At 72.0% G+C, this 18,796-nt stretch carries 15 protein-coding genes; 5 read left to right on the top strand and 10 right to left on the bottom strand.

Annotation, left to right across the window (positions count from 1 at the left end):
- Positions 1 to 11 precede the first annotated feature (11 nt).
- From efeO to ACIA8R_RS21505, 6 genes are all read right to left on the bottom strand, one after another.
- Entirely contained in the window at positions 12 to 1,151 is a 1,140-nt protein-coding gene (gene efeO / locus ACIA8R_RS21480; protein ID WP_397039967.1) for an iron uptake system protein EfeO, read from the bottom strand.
- An 11-nt stretch (positions 1,152 to 1,162) separates the two neighbouring features.
- On the bottom strand, positions 1,163 to 1,996 hold the full coding sequence (gene efeU, locus ACIA8R_RS21485) for an iron uptake transporter permease EfeU (protein WP_364089280.1): 834 nt from the start codon (positions 1,994 to 1,996) through the stop codon (positions 1,163 to 1,165).
- Positions 1,997 to 2,119: 123 nt separating this feature from the next.
- Positions 2,120 to 3,487, bottom strand: coding sequence for a glycoside hydrolase family 5 protein (locus ACIA8R_RS21490; RefSeq protein ID WP_397040308.1), 1,368 nt, complete (start codon positions 3,485 to 3,487; stop codon positions 2,120 to 2,122).
- Positions 3,488 to 3,489: 2 nt separating this feature from the next.
- Complete coding sequence (locus ACIA8R_RS21495) at positions 3,490 to 4,335, bottom strand: carbohydrate ABC transporter permease (RefSeq protein WP_357694863.1); 846 nt, start codon at positions 4,333 to 4,335, stop codon at positions 3,490 to 3,492.
- Entirely contained in the window at positions 4,332 to 5,291 is a 960-nt protein-coding gene (locus ACIA8R_RS21500) for a sugar ABC transporter permease (protein WP_364089277.1), read from the bottom strand. Before ACIA8R_RS21500 ends, ACIA8R_RS21495 begins: the two co-directional genes overlap by 4 nt.
- A complete protein-coding gene (locus ACIA8R_RS21505; RefSeq protein ID WP_357694867.1) occupies positions 5,288 to 6,580 on the bottom strand; it encodes an extracellular solute-binding protein in 1,293 nt (430 codons plus the stop codon). The genes ACIA8R_RS21500 and ACIA8R_RS21505 overlap by 4 nt, the downstream gene beginning before the upstream one ends.
- Positions 6,581 to 6,732: 152 nt before the next feature.
- On the opposite strand from ACIA8R_RS21505, the gene ACIA8R_RS21510 reads away from it, so the two are divergent.
- Positions 6,733 to 7,743 (top strand): LacI family DNA-binding transcriptional regulator, encoded by a 1,011-nt coding sequence (locus tag ACIA8R_RS21510; RefSeq protein WP_357694869.1) that lies wholly within the window; start codon positions 6,733 to 6,735, stop codon positions 7,741 to 7,743.
- 361 nt (positions 7,744 to 8,104) lie between these two features.
- On the opposite strand, the gene ACIA8R_RS21515 is transcribed toward ACIA8R_RS21510, so the two are convergent.
- Complete coding sequence (locus tag ACIA8R_RS21515; RefSeq protein WP_397039971.1) at positions 8,105 to 9,499, bottom strand: FAD-binding oxidoreductase; 1,395 nt, start codon at positions 9,497 to 9,499, stop codon at positions 8,105 to 8,107.
- A 47-nt stretch (positions 9,500 to 9,546) separates the two neighbouring features.
- Between ACIA8R_RS21515 and ACIA8R_RS21520 the strand changes: the two genes are divergently transcribed.
- Entirely contained in the window at positions 9,547 to 9,900 is a 354-nt protein-coding gene (locus ACIA8R_RS21520; RefSeq protein ID WP_357694879.1) for a nucleotide pyrophosphohydrolase, read from the top strand.
- A 74-nt stretch (positions 9,901 to 9,974) separates the two neighbouring features.
- On the opposite strand, the gene ACIA8R_RS21525 is transcribed toward ACIA8R_RS21520, so the two are convergent.
- Positions 9,975 to 11,453, bottom strand: coding sequence for an MFS transporter (locus ACIA8R_RS21525; protein WP_364089267.1), 1,479 nt, complete (start codon positions 11,451 to 11,453; stop codon positions 9,975 to 9,977).
- A gap of 109 nt (positions 11,454 to 11,562) precedes the next feature.
- On the opposite strand from ACIA8R_RS21525, the gene ACIA8R_RS21530 reads away from it, so the two are divergent.
- The gene (locus ACIA8R_RS21530) at positions 11,563 to 14,688 is read left to right on the top strand and encodes a BTAD domain-containing putative transcriptional regulator (RefSeq protein WP_397039974.1); all 3,126 of its coding nucleotides are present in this window, start codon (positions 11,563 to 11,565) and stop codon (positions 14,686 to 14,688) included.
- A 3-nt stretch (positions 14,689 to 14,691) separates the two neighbouring features.
- Here the strand turns inward: ACIA8R_RS21530 and ACIA8R_RS21535 are convergent, their stop codons facing one another.
- Both ACIA8R_RS21535 and ACIA8R_RS21540 read right to left on the bottom strand, forming a co-directional pair.
- Positions 14,692 to 15,144, bottom strand: coding sequence for an SRPBCC domain-containing protein (locus ACIA8R_RS21535; RefSeq protein ID WP_364089261.1), 453 nt, complete (start codon positions 15,142 to 15,144; stop codon positions 14,692 to 14,694).
- Positions 15,145 to 15,181: 37 nt separating this feature from the next.
- Positions 15,182 to 16,357, bottom strand: coding sequence for an MFS transporter (locus ACIA8R_RS21540; protein WP_357694887.1), 1,176 nt, complete (start codon positions 16,355 to 16,357; stop codon positions 15,182 to 15,184).
- A gap of 146 nt (positions 16,358 to 16,503) precedes the next feature.
- Between ACIA8R_RS21540 and ACIA8R_RS21545 the strand changes: the two genes are divergently transcribed.
- A complete protein-coding gene (locus ACIA8R_RS21545) occupies positions 16,504 to 17,718 on the top strand; it encodes an amidohydrolase family protein (protein ID WP_397039976.1) in 1,215 nt (404 codons plus the stop codon).
- 28 nt (positions 17,719 to 17,746) lie between these two features.
- Positions 17,747 to 18,781, top strand: coding sequence for an alpha/beta hydrolase-fold protein (locus tag ACIA8R_RS21550; RefSeq protein ID WP_397039978.1), 1,035 nt, complete (start codon positions 17,747 to 17,749; stop codon positions 18,779 to 18,781).
- The last annotated feature ends 15 nt before the right edge of the window (positions 18,782 to 18,796 follow it).

Raw genomic sequence — 18,796 nt, forward strand, 5'->3', positions numbered from 1 at the left:
CCCACCTCCCGTTACTTGGCGATGACCGGAGCGATCTTACTGATCGGCTCGGCCAGCGCGTTGATCGCGTCGGACAGCGCCTTCAGCTCGGCCTTGGACAGCTCGTCGTGCAGCTTCCAGCCGTCGCCCTTCCGGTGCGCGCCCAGCGCGGCGTCGGCGGCGGCGAACTTCTCGTCCAGCGTCTTGACCAGGTCGGGGGAGCGCTCCTCCAGCACCGGGCGGAGCGACTGCACGGCGGCCTTGGAGCCCTGGAGGTTGGCGTCGAAGTCCCACAGGTCGGTGTGCGACCAGATGTCCTCCTCGCCGGTGATCTTCCCGGAGGCCACCTCGTCGAGCAGCCCCTTGGCGCCGTTGGCCAGGTTGAGCGGGGTCAGCTCGGCGGTGTTGGACTTCTCGACGATGGTCTTGACGTCGGCGATCAGCTTGTCGGCGACCGGGCCGTCCTTGCTGACGTCCTTCTTGATCCACAGATCCTTCTCGATCCGGTGGAAACCGGTCCACTCCTCGCCGTCGGCCAGGTCCGCCTCGCGGGCGTCGATGGCCGGGTCGAGGTCGCCGAAGATCTCCGCGACGGGCTCGATGCGCTCCCAGTACGTCCGCGCGACCGGGTACAGCTCCTTGGCCTTGGCGATCTCACCGGCCTTGACGGCGTCCACGAACTCCTGGGTCTTGACCAGCAGCGTGTCGCTCTGCGACTTGATGTAGCGCTTGTAGCTGGTGACCGCGCCGGCGAGCTGCGCGTCGGAGCTGAGCGCCTTGTGCTCGCCGGTCACCTTCAGGGCGTTGCGGATGCCCTTGCCCACCATGCCGGGCTTGCACACGGTCTCGTACGCGCCGGCCGGCAGCTCGGCGACCAGCTCCCTGGTCAGGCCGGGCACGATGTTCTCGACCTCGGCCATGACCCGGTCACCGGGGGCGTACACGTAGAACTCGGTCACCTTGGACCCGCCGTTGGTGATCGTGAACGTGCTCGTGCCCGCTGCGATCTCCGCGGTCGCGACCTTGCACTCGGTGTCGGACGCGGCCACATTGATCTTGCCGGGCGCGGCGGCCGACCCCTTGCCGGTGTCCGTGGCGGTGGTGCCCGAGCCGCACGCGGTCAGGGTCGCCAGGGCGAGCGCGCCGAAGGACAGGCTGATGGCGGTACGCATGATGCTCCTGTTCAGGCCGCGGGTGCGGTGGCGGCGGGAGTGGTCTTCACCCGCTGGGGCAGCAGGAAGAAAATGAGAGTGGGCACGAGGTAGACGATCCAGGCCACGGCCTCGACGACGCTCGGCTGGGGCGTGATGTTGAGCATGCCGGAAAGCAGTGCGCCGTACCAGGAATCGGCGGGCAGCGCGGCGCTGATGTCGAAGGCGTACGTGCTCAGCCCCGGCAGGATGTTGGCCTCCTGGAGGTCGTGCATGCCGTACTTGAAGATGCCGGCGGCGACCAGGATCAGCAGCAGGCCGGTCCAGGTGAAGAACTTGGTGAGGTTGATCCTCAACGCGCTCTTGTACAGCCCCCAGCCGATGACCACGGACGTGAGCAGGCCGAGCGCGATGCCGATCAGCGGCTCGGCGGTGGCGGTCGCGCCCCGGACGGCGGCGAAGAACAGCAGCGCCGTCTCCAGCCCCTCGCGGGCCACGGCCAGGAAGGCCATCACGACCACCGCGAGCGAGCCCATCTGGAGCGCGTCGGTGAGCTTGCCCCGCAGCTCACCGGAGAGCGCGCGGGCGGTGCGCCGCATCCAGAAGATCATCCAGGTGACGAACACGACGGCGAGCAGCGAGGTGATCGCGTCGAACAGCTCCTGCCCGGTGTGCCCGAGGTTGGCGGCGGTGAAGGTCAGCAGTGCGCCGAAGCCGACGGACAGGGCGATCGCCGCGGCGACTCCCGTCCAGACCTGGGGAAGTTTGTCCTTCCTGTCGCTCTTGACGAGGAAGGCGATGAGGACGGAGACGACGAGAGTCGCCTCCAGTCCCTCGCGCAGTCCGATGAGGTAGCTGGCGAACACCGTCACTCCCGCTCGCTGAGGAAAGGCTTACCTAAATTAGGGCAGCCGAAGCATACCTAGCGCAAGCAGTGATGGCGATAGTTTGCCCGGTGGTGTGACGCACCCGACTGTATGAGCGGTTTGTCACCCCATGAGATTGCCGGCCAGCAGGTCGAGCAGCGGCTCGCGCCGGACGCACCGCTCCAGCGCGAACGAGTCGGCCAGGGCGAGCAGCTCGTCGTCGCCGAGCCCCCTGAACAGCTCGGCGTACTCGGGCAGCAGGGCCTGGGCGAAGAGGATGTGCCTGATCAGGTCGTCGGTCTGGTAGCGGGCGCCCCACGGGTAGGGCTCCCAGCCCGGGAACTCGGTCTCGACCAGCCGGTGCAGCGGGCCGAGCACGTCGGCGCACTCCTCCATGGTCGAGCCCCACCGGTCCGCGCCGAGCCGCCGCTTCTTGGCGATGAACGCGCCGAACCGGTCCAGGTACGCCCCCGACGCGTGCACCAGCCCCTGGAGGCCCACGTCCTTGTACGTCCACAGCGACCAGCCCGCGTCATGGGCGTCGTAGATGTCGAGCTGGTCGCGCAGGACCTGGTAGCGCTGCGCGTCCCGCTCCGGGTCGCCGGTGTAGACCGGGCCGAACTCGCCCACCCACAACGGCGTGCCGGTCTCGCGCTGGAACTGCGACCGCCGGGCGAAGGTCTCCTCCAGCTGGCCCCGGTCACACCACTCGCCCCTGGTGAGCCCCGGGTACGGACCGCCATGGGCGAACCCGGCCAGGGCGTAGTCGTGCATGACGAACACCGTGTTCTCGTACATCTCCCGGAACATCGAGAAATCGGTGGCGTACGTGTTGCCGTCCAGGAACAGGATGTGGTCCGGGTCCGCGGCCCGTACGGCCTTGACCAGCCGGTCGTAGAACGGGCCGACCACCTTGCCCGAGACGTCGCCCGGCTCGTTCACCATGTTGTACCCGGCCACCCAGGGATGCCCCCGGTAGTGGTCGGCCAGCGCCTCCCACAGGTGCACGGCCCGGTCCTGGAAGTGGCGGTGCTGCCAGAACGCCGCCACGTGCGTCGGGTTGTCGCTGTGCCAGTGCTGGTTCTGGGAGCCGGGCAGGGCGTGCAGGTCGATGACGCTGTAGATGCCGCGCTCGCCCAGCAGGCCGATCACCCGGTCGAGGTGCCGGAAGCCCCTAGGGTCGATCTCCATGGGCCGGGCGTCGGACTCCCAGTGGTGGTAGTTGACCGGGATGCGCACGCAGTTCATGCCCAGCTCGGCCAGCAGGCCGGCGTCGCCGCCGGTGAAGAACGAGGTGAGCAGCCGGTCGAAGAAGAGCTCGGCCCGCTCCTCGCCCAGCACGCCGCGCACGGCCGCGCGCATCGAGGTCTCGTTCGCGGGGTGGCCGGTGATGAAGTTCTCCATGTTCATCCAGCCCCCGAGACCCACCCCCCTGAGCCGTACCTGGGTGCCTTCGGGGGTGAGGAGCCGGCTTCCGGAGACGTGGAGCATGTTCACCCTTTCGTCGCACCTGCGGTGAGCCCACCGACCAGGTGACGTTCAGCGATGGCGTAGAACCCGAGCGCCGGCAGCATGGCCAGGATCAGGTAGGCGAGGATGCGTGCGGTGTCGGCGGCGTACTGGCCCTGGAACTGCTGGATGCCGAGCGGCAGCGTCCAGCTCGTCTCGTCGCTGAAGACCACCAGGGGCAGCATGAAGTTGTTCCAGCTGCCCACGACGGCCAGCACGGAGACCGTCGCCATGGCCGGGCGGGCCATCGGCAGCAGGATCCGCCAGAAGAACCCGAACGGCGAGCAGCCGTCGATGATCGCGGCCTCCTCGACCTCACCCGGGATGCTCCGGAAGAAGCCCCGCAGGATGATGATCGTCAGCGGCAGCCCGAAGGCGGCCTGTGTCAGGATCACGCCGAGCGGGTCGTCCAGCAGCCCGAACGTGCGCAGCAGCACGAAGATCGGCAGGATGGCCACCGCGAACGGGAACATCAGCCCGGCGGTGAACAGCGTGAACAGCGCCTCCCTGCCCCGGAAGGCGAACCTGGCGAAGACGAACGCGGCCAGCGCCGACAGCCCGACCATCACCACGGTCGTGGCGACCGCGATGAACGTGCTGTTCCACACCTGCCGCCAGAACGACCCCGAGCCGAGCACGTCGGTGTAGTTCGAGGTCACCCAGGGATCGGGCAGGCCGAAGGGGTTGCCGGAGAGCTGGCTGTTGCTCTTGAACCCGCCGAGCAGCGCGTACACGATCGGCACCAGGATGAACGCGCCGACGATCCAGGCGATCACGTGCAGGGGCAGGGTGGGGCGGCGGCGCCGCGCGGGCGGCCTTCCGTGGTTCATCGTCGGCCTCCCATGGACGTGGTCGCGCCCTCCAGGTCCCGGCGCATCACCGCGCGCTGGTAGACGAGGGCGAAGACGAGGCTGAGCACGAACATCACGACGCTGATCGCGTTGGCGTAACCCACCTGGGAGCGCTTGAAGCCGAACTCCATCATGGTGACGGCCATCGTCTCCGAGGAGTGCGACGGGCCGCCGCCGGTGAGGATCCAGACCAGGTCGAACAGCTGGATGGTGTAGATGACCGACAGGAACACGCTGATCCTGATCGTCGGCCCGAGCAGCGGCAGCGTGACGTGCCGGAACGTCTCCCAGGGCGTCGCGCCGTCGATCTGCGCGGCCTCGATCAGCTCGTTCGGGATGCCCTGCCGTCCGGCCAGGTAGATCATCATGTGGAACCCGAAGTACTTCCAGGTCATGACCAGGAAGAGGGCGGGCATCACGGTGTCCGGATCGGCCAGGAACTCCGACTCCAGCCCGAACACCGACAGGAACTGGTTCGCCATCCCGCCGTCCGGGGCGAGGATCAGCGAGAACAGCACGCCCGTGATCACCTCGGACAGCACGTACGGCGCGAAGAACACCAGCCGGTAGACCGCCCGTCCCCGGATGCGCTGGTTCAGCAGCATCGCGACGGCCAGCGAGAACGGAAGCTGGATCACCACCGAGAACAGGACCAGGACCGCCAGGTGCGCCAGGTCGGTGGCGAAGATGTCGGAGGAGAAGAGCCTGGTGAAGTTGTCCAGCCCGACGAAGTCGGTGGGCAGCCCGCCGAATCCGTTCCACTTGAACGCGCTGGCGTAGCCGGCCACCAGGATCGGGGCCACCACCAGCAGCAGGAAGAGCACCAGCGCGGGCAGCAGGAACAGGGCGATCGTGACCGCCCGCCCGCGCCCCCGCCCCGCCGGGGCAGGGGCCGGAAGCGTGACCGCCTCCGGCCCTCGGGTCAGGGTCGTCATTCGCTCTTGGCCACTTCGCTGATGTCCTGGCCGATCTGTTCCGGCGTCTTGGTCCCGGCGATCAGCTCGGCCACGCTGTCGTTGACCTGCTGGCCGACCGCCGGCGGGTAGGCCTGGTCCAGGTAGAGCTGGTAGCCGGAGGCTCCGGCCAGCAAGGTCGCGACCTGCTTGAGGTTGGCGTCCTTGACCGCGTTCTCCTCGCCCTTGAGCACCGGCAGCACGCCGCCGGCCTCCACGGCCTTGGTGTGCTGGTCCATCTGCGTCATGAACTTCACGAACTCCACGGCCTCCGGGGGCGCGTCCGCGCCCACCGACAGGCCGTTGCCGCCGCCGAAGGCGTCGCCGATCGCGCCCTTGCCGCCCTCGACCGCGGGGAAGGGGAAGAAGCCCAGGTCGTCGCCGAGGCCCTTGCCCGCGTCCTTCTGGACGGCGGGCGCCCACTGGCCCATGAGCTCGATGGCGGCCTTGCCGTTGGAGATCGTGGCCGCCTGTCCGTCGGGGGTGCCGTACCCCGCGCCGAGGAAGCCCTTCTGGAACGGCTGGAGGTCGGCCAGCGCCTTGACCTGCTGCCCGGCGGCCACGAAGTCGGGCTTGCTGAAGTCGTGGTCCACGCCTGCCTGCTGGAGCGCGGGCAGGCCGGCGATGCGCATGGCGAGGTAGGCCCAGTAGTAGTGGCCCGGCCACTTCTCCTTGCCCGCCAGCGCGATCGGGGTGACGCCGGACGCCTTCAGCTTCTTGACGTCGCCGAGGAACTCCGTCCAGGTGGCGGGCGGGGCCGAGATGCCCGCCTTGGCGAAAAGCTTCTTGTTGTACCAGAAGCCGACCAGCCCGATGTCCGTGGGCAGCCCGTACGTCTTCCCGTCGAACTGGTACGCGCTCAGCGCCGCCGGGGTGAACGTGTCCAGCACGGGGGCGACGTCGCCGGAGACGTCCTTGACCAGGCCGGCGTCGATCTGCTGCTTGAGCACGCCGCCGCCCCAGGTGACGAAGACGTCCGGGGCCTTGCCGGACTGGGTGATCGTGGTGAGCTTGGCCTTGTAGGCGTCGTTCTCCAGCACCGTCGCCTTGATGGTGACGTTCGGGTGCGCGGCCTCGAAGTCCTTGGCCCGCTGCGCCCACAGGGACTTCAGCGGCTCGGAGGTGGACAGGTGCCACCATTCCAGCGTCACCTTGGCGGGCTTCTGGCCCTGCTGCGAGCTGCCGGGCTGCGCGCCACTGCCGTCATTCCCGCCGCTGCCGCATCCGGCGACGAGTACGGCGGTGGCCATGAGGATCAGACCGCGTTTCATCCAGGGGTCCCTTCATCGGGCACGAGCGGTATGAAAGTTTCGTATATCCCCCGATAATTTCGTTGGTCGGAGCATAGGTATGTGCTGCCCAGGGCGTCAATAGCTGTCGTGGGAGCGATCCCAGTCCGAAACTTTCGGATACACTCCCGAACGTGTCAGCTAAGAGGCGCGTGACGATCGCACTGATCGCAGAAGAGGCCGGAGTCTCCATCCCGACGGTCTCCAAGGTCATCAACGGCCGGCCCGAGGTGGCGCCGGCGACCCGTCACAAGGTCGAACGGCTGCTCCAGGAGCACGGCTACCAGCGGCGCGTCAGCCAGGACGACAGCCCCGCCGGCCTGGTCGACCTGGTGTTCGCCGAGATCGAGTCGCCGTGGGCCATGGAGATCGTGCGCGGCGCGGAGAGCGCGGCCCACGAGGCCGGGGCCAGCGTCGTCATCTCGGTGCTGCACACCCACGCCGGCCCCGGACGCGACTGGCTCGAACGGCTGGCCGCCCGCCGTACCGACGGCGTGGTGATCGTCGCCTCCCGCCTGTCCACCGGCGTGCAGGCCCAGCTCAGCGCGCGGTCGCTGCCGTTCGTCGTGGTCGACCCCGAGGGCGAGCCGGCGCCCGGCGTCGTCTCGGTCGGCGCCACCAACTGGAACGGCGGCCTCGCCGCCACCCGCCACCTGCTCGAACTCGGCCACCGTCGCATCGGCATGATCAGCGGCCCCGCCGACATGCTCTGCAGCCAGGCCCGCGTGGACGGTTACCGGGCCGCCCTGGAGACGGCCGGCGTGCCGCTCGCCCCCGAGCTCATCCGGCGCGGCACCTTCCTCGTCGACTCCGGCCACGACCAGGGCCACGCGCTCCTGTCCCTGGACGAACCGCCCACGGCCATCTTCGCCGGGTGCGACCTGATGGCGTTCGGCGTGTTCGAGGCCGCCCGGCAGCGGGGGCTGCGCGTGCCCGAGGACCTGAGCGTCGTGGGGTTCGACGACCTGCCGCTGTCGAAGTCGGCCTGGCCGCCGCTGACGACGGTACGACAGCCCTTGCAGGAGATGGCGGCGCTGGCCACCCGTACGGTGCTGGGCATGGGGAAGGGCGAGGTGCCGGAGACCAAGCGGGTGGAACTGGCCACGGAGTTGATCGTCCGGGAGAGCACGGCCGCCGTGGAATGACGGGAGCGGGCACCCCGGCCAAGCGGTCTTCGCCCTTCGGGCTCAGGCGTCCTTCCTTCGGTGCCTCCGGCGCACCCCGGCGCCCTGGCCCCAGCGCTTGCCCCGCGATACGGGCGGCCCCCGGCGCCCTGGCCCCACCCCTGCGCGACGGCCGGCCCTCTACGCCCGCCTTCCCTGCCCAACCCCGCCCGCCAAATGACCTCGCGGGGCGTCGACGCCCGGCATCCAACAGCCCATGCGAGGCCCGGACGTCAGCACCCGGCTACATCTGAGGCAGCCCGTAACCCCGGTCGGCCGATCCCAGGCCGTAATGCCTTTCGGAGAACCGGCAAGCTCCCATTTCGAGTTCTTGGCGTCGCGGTCACAGGAACAGGTTGTGGGGGTCGTGGGTGGTCTTGAGGGAGGTGAGCCTGTTCCAGGTGGCGGGGGTGTACGCCTCGGCGGCCAAGGCCGGGGCTTCCGGGCCGGCCAGGAAGTTGCGGAAGCGGAGGCCCGTGCTGGACGGGTCGGCGAGGTCCAGGGGCGGTTTCGGGTTCGGGGCGGCGAAGACGTTCGGGGCGGTGAAGGTGTTCGGGGCGGTGAAGGCGGTCGTGGTGGTGAAGGCGGTCGTGGTGGCGGGGGCGATCGTGCTCAGGCTGTAGGCGGCCGTGCGGTGGTCGATCGCGTTCGGGACGTCCGGGGCGGCGGACAGGGCGCCGCCGAGCCGGCGGATCTCGACCATCGCGAAGCCCGGGTCGGGATGGTCGAACAGGCCGGGGTCGAGGGTGTGCAGCATCAGGGAGAGCTCGTGATAGGCGGCGGGTTCCGTGGGGTCGTCGTGGACGGCGGCGATCTCGGTGCACGGGCGGTCCCTGACGGTGTCCTCGACCGGACGCAGGGCGCGAAGAGGGGCGATCAGGGTCTCGGGGGCCGGGTGCGAGGACGAGAGGGGCGAGAGGGCGGCGTGGGCCAGGCGGATGGCCACCGGGTGGGCGTGGGGCGGGCGGAGGAGGGCGATGGAGGTGTTCATCGTGTCGGGAAGGTCGCGGCTCCACTCCAGCCAGGCGGCCAGCAGCTCGGACGCGCGTTCGGCGGGAAAGCGCAGCATGCCGCCGTGGAAACGGGGGACGGCGGCGAGTTCCACTTCCATCGCGGTCACCACGCCGACGCCTGGCCGGCCGCCGCGCAGGGCCCAGAACAGGTCCGGGTTCTCGTACGGGCTCACCGTGCGCAGGGATCCGTCGGCCGTGACCAGGTCCAGCGACCTGACCCGGTCGGCGGCCCAGCCGAGCGTGCGGCCGAGCACGGGCAGGCCGCCGCCCAGCGTGTAGCCGATCGCGCCGACCAGAGGGGAGGAGCCGTTCGGCGGGGTGAGGCCGTGCTCGGCGGCGGCGTCGACGACCTGGCCCCAGCGCACTCCGGCCTCGACGCGGGCCGTGCGGGTGGCGGGGTCGACGGACAGGCCGGTCATCCGGCGGGTGTTGATGAGAAGGGCGCCGTCCGTGGGGGTGGACAGGCCGTGGCCGGTCGCCTGGATCGCCACCCTGAGCCCTGCCGACCGCGCGTGGGCGATCGCCTTCCGGACGTCGGTCACGTCCCGTGCGCCGACGACCACGGCGGGGCGGGCGGGGGTGGCGACGGTGTTGAAGCGGGCGGTCTCGTCGTCGTATCCGGGGTCGCCGGGGACGAGTGCCGGTCCGCTGAGGTGGGAGATCATGGCGGCCAGTCGATCGCGGAAGCGGCCGGGGAACCAGACGGGGTTCGTCCGCACTGTCATCACCGGTGGTGATGAATCGGGGGGCTGGGCCAGTAGGGTCGGGTGGCGTGAGCGAGGAGCTGGAGGGGCTGGCCGTACGGCTGCGGGAGTTCGCGCGGGCCCGTGACTGGGAGAGGTTCCATACGCCGAAGAACCTGGCGATGGCGCTGGCGGGGGAGGCCGGGGAACTGGTCGCGGAGTTCCAGTGGCTGACCGCCGAGGAGTCCGCGAGCCCCGACGCCGACACGCTCGCCCGCGTCCGTGCCGAGCTCGGCGACGTGACCCTGTACCTGGTCCGGCTGGCCGACGTCCTGGGGGTCGACCTGGTGGAGGCGGCGACGGCCAAGCTGGCGGACAACGAACGCCGCTACGACGCGGCCGGCTACCGCGGCTCGGCCCGCAAGGCGCCGCCGTCCACCTGACCGGCGTACGGCCGGAACCCGCCGGAACCACGAAGGACCGCCGGCCGGGCCGGCGGTCCGAGGGGGAGGGGCGGTCAGGGTGTGGGGCGGTGGTCGCGGAGGGTGAGGAGGGCGAAGACGGCCAGCCCCGCGAAGACCACCGCGCTCACCGCCCCCACCGTGTTCAGCCCCGCCGTGAACGCCGCCCGCGCCAGGTCCAGCAGGTCGGGCAGGTCCTTGGCGGCGGTCACCGCCGCGCTGATGCTCTCCCGCACGGCCTCCACCGGCAGGTGCTCGGGGAGCCGGCCACGGTAGACGGCCGTGCCGAGGCTGCCGAGCGCGGCCACCCCCAGCGCCACCCCGAACTCGCCGCTCGTCTCGGTCAGGGACGCCGCAGACCCGGCCTTCTCGGCGGGCGCGGCCGTCATGATCACGCTGTTGCCCGCGCCCATCGGCAGCGCGATGCCCGCCGAGGCCAGGACCAGCCCGGTGACGACCAGCCCGGTCCCGCCGACGCTCGGGACCAGGGTGTGCAGGAACAGTCCGACGGCGCCCAGCGCCAGCCCGGCGGCCATCACGTACGCGGTGCCGATCCGGGCGGCGAGCCGCGGCGCGGCCGTCAGGGCCACGATCATGGCCAGGTTCTGCGGCACCAGCCACAACCCGGCGCCCAGCGGCGACAGCGACTCCACGGCCTGCAGGTACTGGGTGGTCATGAGCGTGGTCCCGGCCATGACGATCCCGCCGAGCGACATGATCCCCAGCGTCGCCGCGAACGCGCGGTTGCCGAACAGCCGCAGGTCCAGCAGCGGGTTGGCGAGCTTGCGCTGCCGCCGGACGAACACCACGCCGAAGGCCGTCCCGGCGACGAGCGCGGCCACGGGCACGGTCTGCCAGCCGCCGCGCGCGATCTCCTTGAGCCCGTAGACGGCCGGCAGGATGGTCGCCAGGGACAGGGCCACGCTGGCCAGGTCGAGGCGGCCGGCGTCCGGGTCGCGGTACTCGGGGAGCAGCAGCCGTCCGGCGACCAGCACCGCCGCCATGAACGGCACGCCCATCAGGAACGCCGACCCCCACCAGAAGTGCTCCAGCAGCAGCCCGCCCACCAGCGGGCCGACCGCCATGCCGAGCATGAAGCAGCCGTACCAGAGGCCGATCGCGGTCCCCATCTGCCGGCCGTCGGTGAACATCGTGCGGATCAGCGCCAGCGACGACGGCAGCAGCGTCGCCCCCGAGATCCCGAGCAGCGCCCTGGACACGATGAGCATCTCCGCGTTCACCGAGTACGCGGCGGCCACCGAGGCCGCGGCGAAGGCCACCGAGCCGATCAGCAGCAGCCTGCGCCGCCCGATCCGGTCGCCCAGCGTCCCCATGGTCACCAGGAAGCCGGCCAGCATGAACGAGTAGATGTCCAGGATCCACAACTGCTGCGGCGCGGAGGCCCCGAGACCGGCGCTCAGGTGCGGCAGCGCCAGGTAGAGCACGCTCAGGTCGATGGAGAGCAGCAGGGCCACCGAGGCCAGGACCGCGAGTCCGGTCCATTCACGCCGTCCCGCGAGGGTGCCGGTCTTCATGTCGTTTGCCCCTTCCATGGGCTTCACCGCTTTTCGATGGCTTCACGGTGCCGGAGGGCGCTTCAGGTGTGCTTCTCGCCGGCTTACGGCGGCACATAAGGTGACGGACATGCGTTTTGGGGTGCTGGGCTCGCTGGCCGTGTGGACCGACGCGGGGGAGCCCGTGACGATCCCCGGGCTCAAGGTACGGGCGCTGCTCGCCGACCTGCTCGTCCACGAGGGCCATCCGGTCTCGGCCGACCGGCTGGTCGACGACCTGTGGGGCGAGGAGCCGCCGGGCAACCCGGCGGGCGCGCTCCAGGTGCGGGTCTCGCAGTTGCGCAAGGCGCTGGAGGACGCCGAGCCGGGCGGCAAGAACCTGGTGGTCTCGCGGGCGCCCGGCTACCTGCTGCGCACCGATCCAGGAGCGCTCGACGCGGCCCGCTTCGCCGACCTGCTGACCCGCGCCGAGGCCGCCGACAGCCCCCGGACCAGGGCGGGGCTGCTGGCCGACGCCCTGGCGCTGTGGCGGGGGGAGGCGTACGCGGACTTCGCCGACGAGGAGTACACCAGGTCGGCCATCGTCCGGCTGGAGGAGCAGCGGCTGACGGCGCTGGAGCAGCGCGCCGAGGCCCGGCTCGAACTGGGCGAGCACGGGCTGCTCGTGGGCGAGCTGGGCGACCTGGTGGCCCGGCATCCGATGCGGGAACGGCTGCGCGCCGCCCACATGCGCGCCCTCTACCGGGCCGGACGTCAGAGCGACGCCCTGGCGGGCTTCGCCGAGCTGCGCGAGCGCCTGGCCGACGAACTGGGCCTCGACCCCGGCCCCGACCTGGTCGCGCTGCACCAGGCGATCCTGGGCCAGGACCCGGCGCTGAGCCTGCCCGCCGAGCGGCCCACGACGAACCTGCCCGCGTCCGTCAGCAGGCTCGTCGGCAGGGACGAGGCGCTGGCCGAGGTCTGCTCGCTGGTCACCGCCGAGCGGCTGGTCACGCTGACCGGCACCGGCGGCGTCGGCAAGACCAGGCTCGCTCTGGAGGCGGCGCACCGGCTGCTGGACGGGTTCGCCGACGGCGTCTGGCTGGTCGCGCTCGACCAGGCCACCCACTCGCCCGCCGAGGCGATCATGGCGGCGCTGGACATCCGCGAGGACCCGTCGGGCGGCGACGTCCACGAGCGGCTGGCCGCGGCGCTGCGGCCGAGGCGCGTGCTGCTCGTGCTGGACAACTGCGAGCACGTGATCGAGCAGGTCGCCGAGCTGGCCGAGGTGCTGTTGGCCGCCGCGCCGCGGCTGACCGTGCTGGCCACCAGCCGGGAGCCGCTCGGCGTGGACGGCGAGGTGTTGTGGAGCGTCCCGCCGCTCGGCCTGCCTACGGGCACGGACCTGACCGAGATGGCCCGCTCCGACGCGGTCCGCCTGTTCGTCGCCAGGGCCGCCGCCTCCGCCCGCGGGTTCGCCCTGGAGGCGGGCAACGCGCAGGCGGTGGCCCAGCTCTGCCGGCGGCTCGACGGCATCCCGCTGGCCCTGGAGCTGGCCGCGACGCGGGTGCGGGCGCTCGGCGTCCAGGGCGTGGTGGACCGGCTGGACGACCGGTTCAGGCTGCTGGCGTCCGGACGGCGGGGCGCGCCCGCCCGGCAGCAGACGCTCACCGCCGTGATCGACTGGAGCTGGGACCTGCTGTCGGACGAGGAGCGGGTGGTGCTGCGCCGCCTGGCCGTGCACGCCGACGGCTGCACCCTGGAGTCGGCCGAGGCGGTGTGCGCCGAGCCGGGCCTCGACGTGCTGGACCTGCTGGCCCGGCTGGTCGACCGCTCGCTCGTGGTCGTCGCCGAGGGCACGACCGGGGTCAGGTACCGGCTGCTGGAGTCGGTGTCCGAGTACTGCGCAGGCCGTCTCGCCGACGCCGGTGAGCTGGCCGGCGTCCGCCGCGCGCACCTGCGCCACTACCTGGACCTGGCGATCGAGTCCGAACCCGGCCTGTACGGCGGCGAGCAGCGGGACCGCCTGCTGCGCCTGGACGCCGAGTCGGCCAACATGCGGGCCGCGCTCGACACCGCGATCGCCGAGGGTGCCGCCGACGCCGCCGCGCGTCTGGTCAACGCGCTGGCCTGGTACTGGTTCCTGCGCGGCCGGCTGGCCGAGGGCAGGCGCTCGCTGGGCGCGGCGCTGGCCGTCGAAGGTCCGGACGACCCGGCCCGGCAGCGGGCCGCGGCCTGGCACGCCGGGTTCGCGCTCATCCTGGGCGAGCAGGTCGCGTGGGAGCCGCTGATCGACCGGATCGCCGACCCGGGCGAGCGCGCGAGGGCCGAGCTGTTCGTCGGCGTGGGCGTGCCCGACATGGTCACCGGCCAGGAGCTGACCGGACGGGCGCTGGCGGCCTGCCGCGAGCTCGGCGACACGTGGGGCGTCGCGGTCGCGCTGGCCAGGCAGGCGCGGGACGCGTTCACCACGCGGGACACCGAGGCGCTGGAGCGCGACGCGGGGGAGAGCGCGCGGCTGTTCGGCGAGCTGGGCGACCGCTGGGGCATGTTGCAGGCCACCGAATGGCTGGCGGGCGCGGCCGAGATGGCCGGCGACCACGAGCGGGCGCGCCGGCTGTTCGCCGAGGGGCTGGGCATGGCCGAGGAGCTCGGCCTGTGGCCCGAGGTGGCCGGGCGCATCGCCTGGCTGGGCTGGACGGCGCTGCACAGCGGCGCGTACGACCAGGCCATGGAGCTGTGCGGACGGGCGATGAAGCTGGCGCTCGGCCAGGGCTACAAGATGGGCGAGACGATGGCCGAGATGGGCCTGGCGTTCGCCGCGCGCCGCGCAGGGCTGCTCGACCTGGCCGAGTCGCACCTGCACCACCTGCTGGAGGGCCTGCCGCGCGACCCCGGCGTCGAGCCCCCGCTGCACCTGCCCGACCTGCTGGTAGAGCTGGGCCACGTCACCGAGCTGCGCGGCGACCCGGCCGCGGCCATGGAACTGCACCGGGAGGCGCTGGCCGCGGCGGTCAGGATCGGCGACCCGCGCACGGCGGCGGCGTGCGTCGCGGGCGCGGCGTCGGCGGCCGGGCCGACCGAGCCGGCGGCGGTGCTGCTGGGCCTGGCCGCCGCGATCCGCGAGCAGATCCAGACCCCGGCGACCGCCTCCGAACGCGAGGAGGACGAGCGCGTCACGGCCCGGGTCCGCGACGCGCTCGGTGAGCGGGCCTTCGCCGAGGCGTACGAGCGGGGCGGCACGTACAAGCTGGACGACGCCCTGGGGCTGTTCTGACGGTCAGCGCCCGACATGCTCGGCCAGGCGGTCGAAGAACTCGTCCCAGCCGGCCCTGGCCTGGTCGGCGTGGGCCTGGTCGGTGTTGACGCCGAACTGGTGGAAGCGCATCTCGGTGCCGCCGTCCCGGTCGAGCAGGTCGAGCGTCACCACGGAGGCGGGGCCGTCGCCGGGGTTGTCGGGGTCGCCGGTCGTGAACACCAGTCGCGCGGGCGCCTGCACTTCGCGGTAGGAGCCTTCCAGTGTGGCCTCGAACCCGTCCTCGCCGACGAGCGTCGCACGCCACCGGCCGCCGGGGTGGGCGTCCAGGGTGATCCGGCCGACCGGCGTGGTCAGCATGCGGGGGCCGAACCAGCGCGAGAAGCGCTCGGGCTCGGTCCAGGCGGCGTAGACGTCCTCGCGGGGGGCGTCGAAGGTGCGGACGATCTCGTACTGTGCGGTCTGCGTCGTTGTCATGTCTCCACGATGCGCGGGCGGCCTTACGGTCCTCTTCTCACGGCCTTACGGTGATCTGCCGCACCGGCCGTACGGACAGCAGAACCAGGCAGCCGGCGACCGCGACCAGCGCGGAGAAGGCCAGCACCTCGCGGGAGCCCACCAGGGCGGCCACCGGCCCGGCCAGCGCCTGCCCGATCGGGAGCGACATGGTCGAGCCGCCGATCTCGTACGCGCTGACCCGGTTCAGCGCCTCGGCCGGCACCAGCGTCTGCACGCTCGTCGCCCACATCACCGACCAGAACGCCCACCCGGCCCCGCCCAGCACGTGACAGGCCATGATCACGCCGAGCGGCACGCCGGCCGCGAAGCTCAGCGGCTCCAGCGCGAACAGGAACATGCCGACGCCGCCCGCCGCCAGCGGCCTGGCCGGCCTGATCCGCAGCGCCACCAGCCCGCCCACGATCGTGCCCGCCCCGCTCGCCGACATGACCAGCCCGTACGCGGTCTCCCCGAACGCGTCGGTCACGATCACCGAGCCCAGCGGGATCAGCGGCCCGAACAGGGTGATCCCGAAGACCACCCAGATCATGATGACGCTCCACATCCACGTCCGGGACCGGAACTCCCGCCACCCCTCCCGCAGCCGCACGAGCACCGGCTCCTCACCCGAGCCGGCCACCCGGACCCGCATGAGCAGCAGGCAGGCCGCGCTGACGGCGAACCCGGCCGAGTCGGCGGCGAACACCACGCCCACCCCGGCCAGCCCGACCAGCGCGCCGGCCAGGCCCGGCCCGAGCAACTGCATGATCGCCTCGGACATGCGCAGGGTGGCGTTGGCCCGCTGCACGTCGGACGCGATCCGCGAGATCGTGCCCGCGACGCCCGGCGTGTACATGGCGGCCGCCGCCCCTGCCGCCGCCGACAGCGCCAGGACCTGCCACAACTCCGGCCGGCCCAGCCCGAACAGGACCGCCATGCCGGCCTGCGTCGCCGTCCTGGTGAGGTCGGCGCCGACCATCATGCGGCGGGGGGTGAAACGGTCCATGAGCACGCCGCCGAACAGGATGAGCCCGGCCATCGGCACCATCCAGGCGGCCAGCGCCAGGCCGACGCCGGTCGCGCCGTAACCGGCGTCGTGCATGCCGAGCGCGGTGGCCACCGGCATCATCGCCGAGCCGAGCATCGACACCGTGCGGGCGGTGAAGAAGAGCACGAAGTCGCGCGTCCACATGGACGGCCATCATGCCCTAATAAGGAAACCTTCCTATCAGAAGGGTTCCGGCGCGGGCCCACACCGAACCCCTTCGCCCCGCACGCGAGCGCGGTCGGAGCGGCGTGGGGTGGGCGGCGTCCGGGGTGTGTGACAGGGTGGAGGACATGCGGATCATCCGTGCCGGCACGGTGCTCACCGGGCGCCCCGGAGAGGTCATCACGGACGGCGAGGTGCTGATCGACGGCTCGCGCATCCTGTCGGTGGGCCCCCGCGGCAGCGCGGGCGACGCCCCCGAGACGCTCGACCTGCCCGGCCACACCCTCCTGCCCGGCCTGGTCGACGCGCACGTGCACCTCGGCTTCGACGGCACGGTCGACCCGGTGACCGGCCGCAGCGCCGTGAGCGACGGCCACCTGCTGCTGCGCATGGCCGAGAACGCCCGCAAGCTCGTCTCCGCCGGCGTCACCACCGCCCGCGACCTGGGCGGACGCGGCTTCCTCGACCTCACCCTGCGCGACGCGATCGAGGGCGGCCTCGCTGTCGGCCCGCACCTGATCGCCGCGACCCGGCCGATCACGGTCACCGGCGGCCACTGCTGGTACATGGGCGGCGAGGCCGACGACGAGTCGTCCGTCCGACGGGTGGCCAGGGAGAACCTGCGGGCCGGCGCCGACTGCCTCAAGGTGATGGCCTCGGGAGGCGAGATGTCGCCCGGCTCGGTGCCGAGCTGGCGGGCCCAGTACCCGGCCGCGCTGATCAGGGCCGCGGTGGAGGAGGCGGCGACGCGCGGCAGGACCGTCGCGGCCCACGCCCATGCCCCCGAGTCGATCCGCAACGCGCTGGAGGCCGGGGTCACCACGATCGAGCACTGCACGTTCCACACCCCGGCGGGCCCGGCCTACGACGCACGGCTGGCCGACCGCATCGCCGAGAGCGGCACGTACGTGTGCCCCACCGTCCACGGGCAGTTCTGGAACCTGCGCGCGCTCGTCGGCGCCGAGCCGATGGACCGCTGGCTGGGCAACCTGGCCGCCATGCGCGAGGCCGGGATCAGGCTCGTCGCCGGCACCGACACCGGGTTCGCCATCGCCGGGCTCGACAAGCGCACCGACGACTACGTGTCGGGGCTGGAGGTCTTCGCCGAGGCCGGGTTCGGCAACGCCGAGATCATCGAGCTGGCCACCGTACGCGCCGCCGACGCGTGCGGGGCCGGGGCCGAGACCGGCAGCCTGGAGGCGGGCAAGCGCGCCGACGTCATCGCGGTCCGCGGCAACCCGCTCGACCGGCTGGCCGACCTGCGCGCGCTCGAACTCGTCCTGGTGTCAGGGCGTTCGGTCTCCCAGAAGCACGTGGACACCGTGACCCCGTCGGTCGGCTGAGTCGGTCGGCTGAACCGAAGGAGAATTCATGCTGCCCTGGTCCGCCGAACTGGCCGGACGCCTCGACCACCAGGTCGTCGACAGCGCCCTGCTGCGCGGCAACCCCCTGGGCGACCCGCACGAACGGCCCCTCCTGGTGTACGTGCCGCCCGGCTACGACTCCGAACCCGACCGCCGCTACCCCTCCGTCTACGTGCTGCTCGGTTACACCGGGCACGTCGGCATGTGGCTCAACCGGACGCCGTTCCGTCAGCCGTACCCTGAGCTGGCCGACGCCGTGTTCGCCGCCGGGCAGGCGCCGCCCGCGATCGTCGTCTACGTCGACGCCTGGACCGCGCTCGGCGGCAGCCAGTACCTCGACTCGCCCGGCACCGGCCGCTACCACTCCTACCTGCGCGACGAGGTCGTCCCGTGGGTGGACGCCCACTACCGGACGATCGCCGACCGCGACCACCGTGCCGTCACCGGCAAGTCGAGCGGCGGCTACGGGGCCATGGTCACCGCGATGCTGGCCCCCGACGTGTTCGGCGCGCTCGCCACGCACGCCGGCGACGCTCTGTTCGAGGTCGGCAACAGGAACGCGTTCCCGGGCCTGGCCCGCAGGTTGCGCGACATGTACGACGGCTCCTACGACACGTTCCTCGCCGACTTCCGCGGCCGTCTGGCCGGCACCAGGGAGGGCGACTTCGAGCTCCTGGAGATGTACGCCTACTCCGCGGCCTACTCGGCCGACGACGACGGCACCGTACGCGTCCCGTTCGACGACACCGGGGCGGTGATCCCCGAGGTGTGGAGCCGCTGGCTGGCCCGCGACCCGGTGGTCATGGCCGCCGAGCCCCGCTACGCCGAGGCGCTGCGCTCGATGCGGGCGATCTGGGTGGACGCCGGCAGCCGCGACGAGTACTACCTGGACTTCGGGGCCACGGCGTTCCGCCGCGCTCTGGAGGCGGCGGGCGTACCGGACGAGCGGGTCTACTTCGAGCTCTTCGACGCCGGGCACGGCGCGATCGAGTACCGCTATCCCCTCGCCCTGGCGTGGCTCGCCCGCCGCCTGTCGGCCTGACGGGACGCCGGGCGC

Source organism: Nonomuraea sp. NPDC051191 (assembly GCF_044455665.1).
In the GTDB taxonomy this organism is placed as follows: domain Bacteria; phylum Actinomycetota; class Actinomycetes; order Streptosporangiales; family Streptosporangiaceae; genus Nonomuraea.

Coding starts and splice junctions, on each gene's coding strand:
- efeO (WP_397039967.1), bottom strand. CDS start 1,151: ATGCGTACCGCCATCAGCCTGTCCTTCGGCGCGCTCGCCCTGGCGACC.
- ACIA8R_RS21490 (WP_397040308.1), bottom strand. CDS start 3,487: ATGCTCCACGTCTCCGGAAGCCGGCTCCTCACCCCCGAAGGCACCCAG.
- ACIA8R_RS21495 (WP_357694863.1), bottom strand. CDS start 4,335: ATGAACCACGGAAGGCCGCCCGCGCGGCGCCGCCGCCCCACCCTGCCC.
- ACIA8R_RS21500 (WP_364089277.1), bottom strand. CDS start 5,291: ATGACGACCCTGACCCGAGGGCCGGAGGCGGTCACGCTTCCGGCCCCT.
- ACIA8R_RS21505 (WP_357694867.1), bottom strand. CDS start 6,580: ATGAAACGCGGTCTGATCCTCATGGCCACCGCCGTACTCGTCGCCGGA.
- ACIA8R_RS21515 (WP_397039971.1), bottom strand. CDS start 9,499: ATGACAGTGCGGACGAACCCCGTCTGGTTCCCCGGCCGCTTCCGCGAT.
- ACIA8R_RS21525 (WP_364089267.1), bottom strand. CDS start 11,453: ATGAAGACCGGCACCCTCGCGGGACGGCGTGAATGGACCGGACTCGCG.
- ACIA8R_RS21530 (WP_397039974.1), top strand. CDS start 11,563: ATGCGTTTTGGGGTGCTGGGCTCGCTGGCCGTGTGGACCGACGCGGGG.
- ACIA8R_RS21535 (WP_364089261.1), bottom strand. CDS start 15,144: ATGACAACGACGCAGACCGCACAGTACGAGATCGTCCGCACCTTCGAC.
- ACIA8R_RS21540 (WP_357694887.1), bottom strand. CDS start 16,357: ATGTGGACGCGCGACTTCGTGCTCTTCTTCACCGCCCGCACGGTGTCG.
- ACIA8R_RS21545 (WP_397039976.1), top strand. CDS start 16,504: ATGCGGATCATCCGTGCCGGCACGGTGCTCACCGGGCGCCCCGGAGAG.
- ACIA8R_RS21550 (WP_397039978.1), top strand. CDS start 17,747: ATGCTGCCCTGGTCCGCCGAACTGGCCGGACGCCTCGACCACCAGGTC.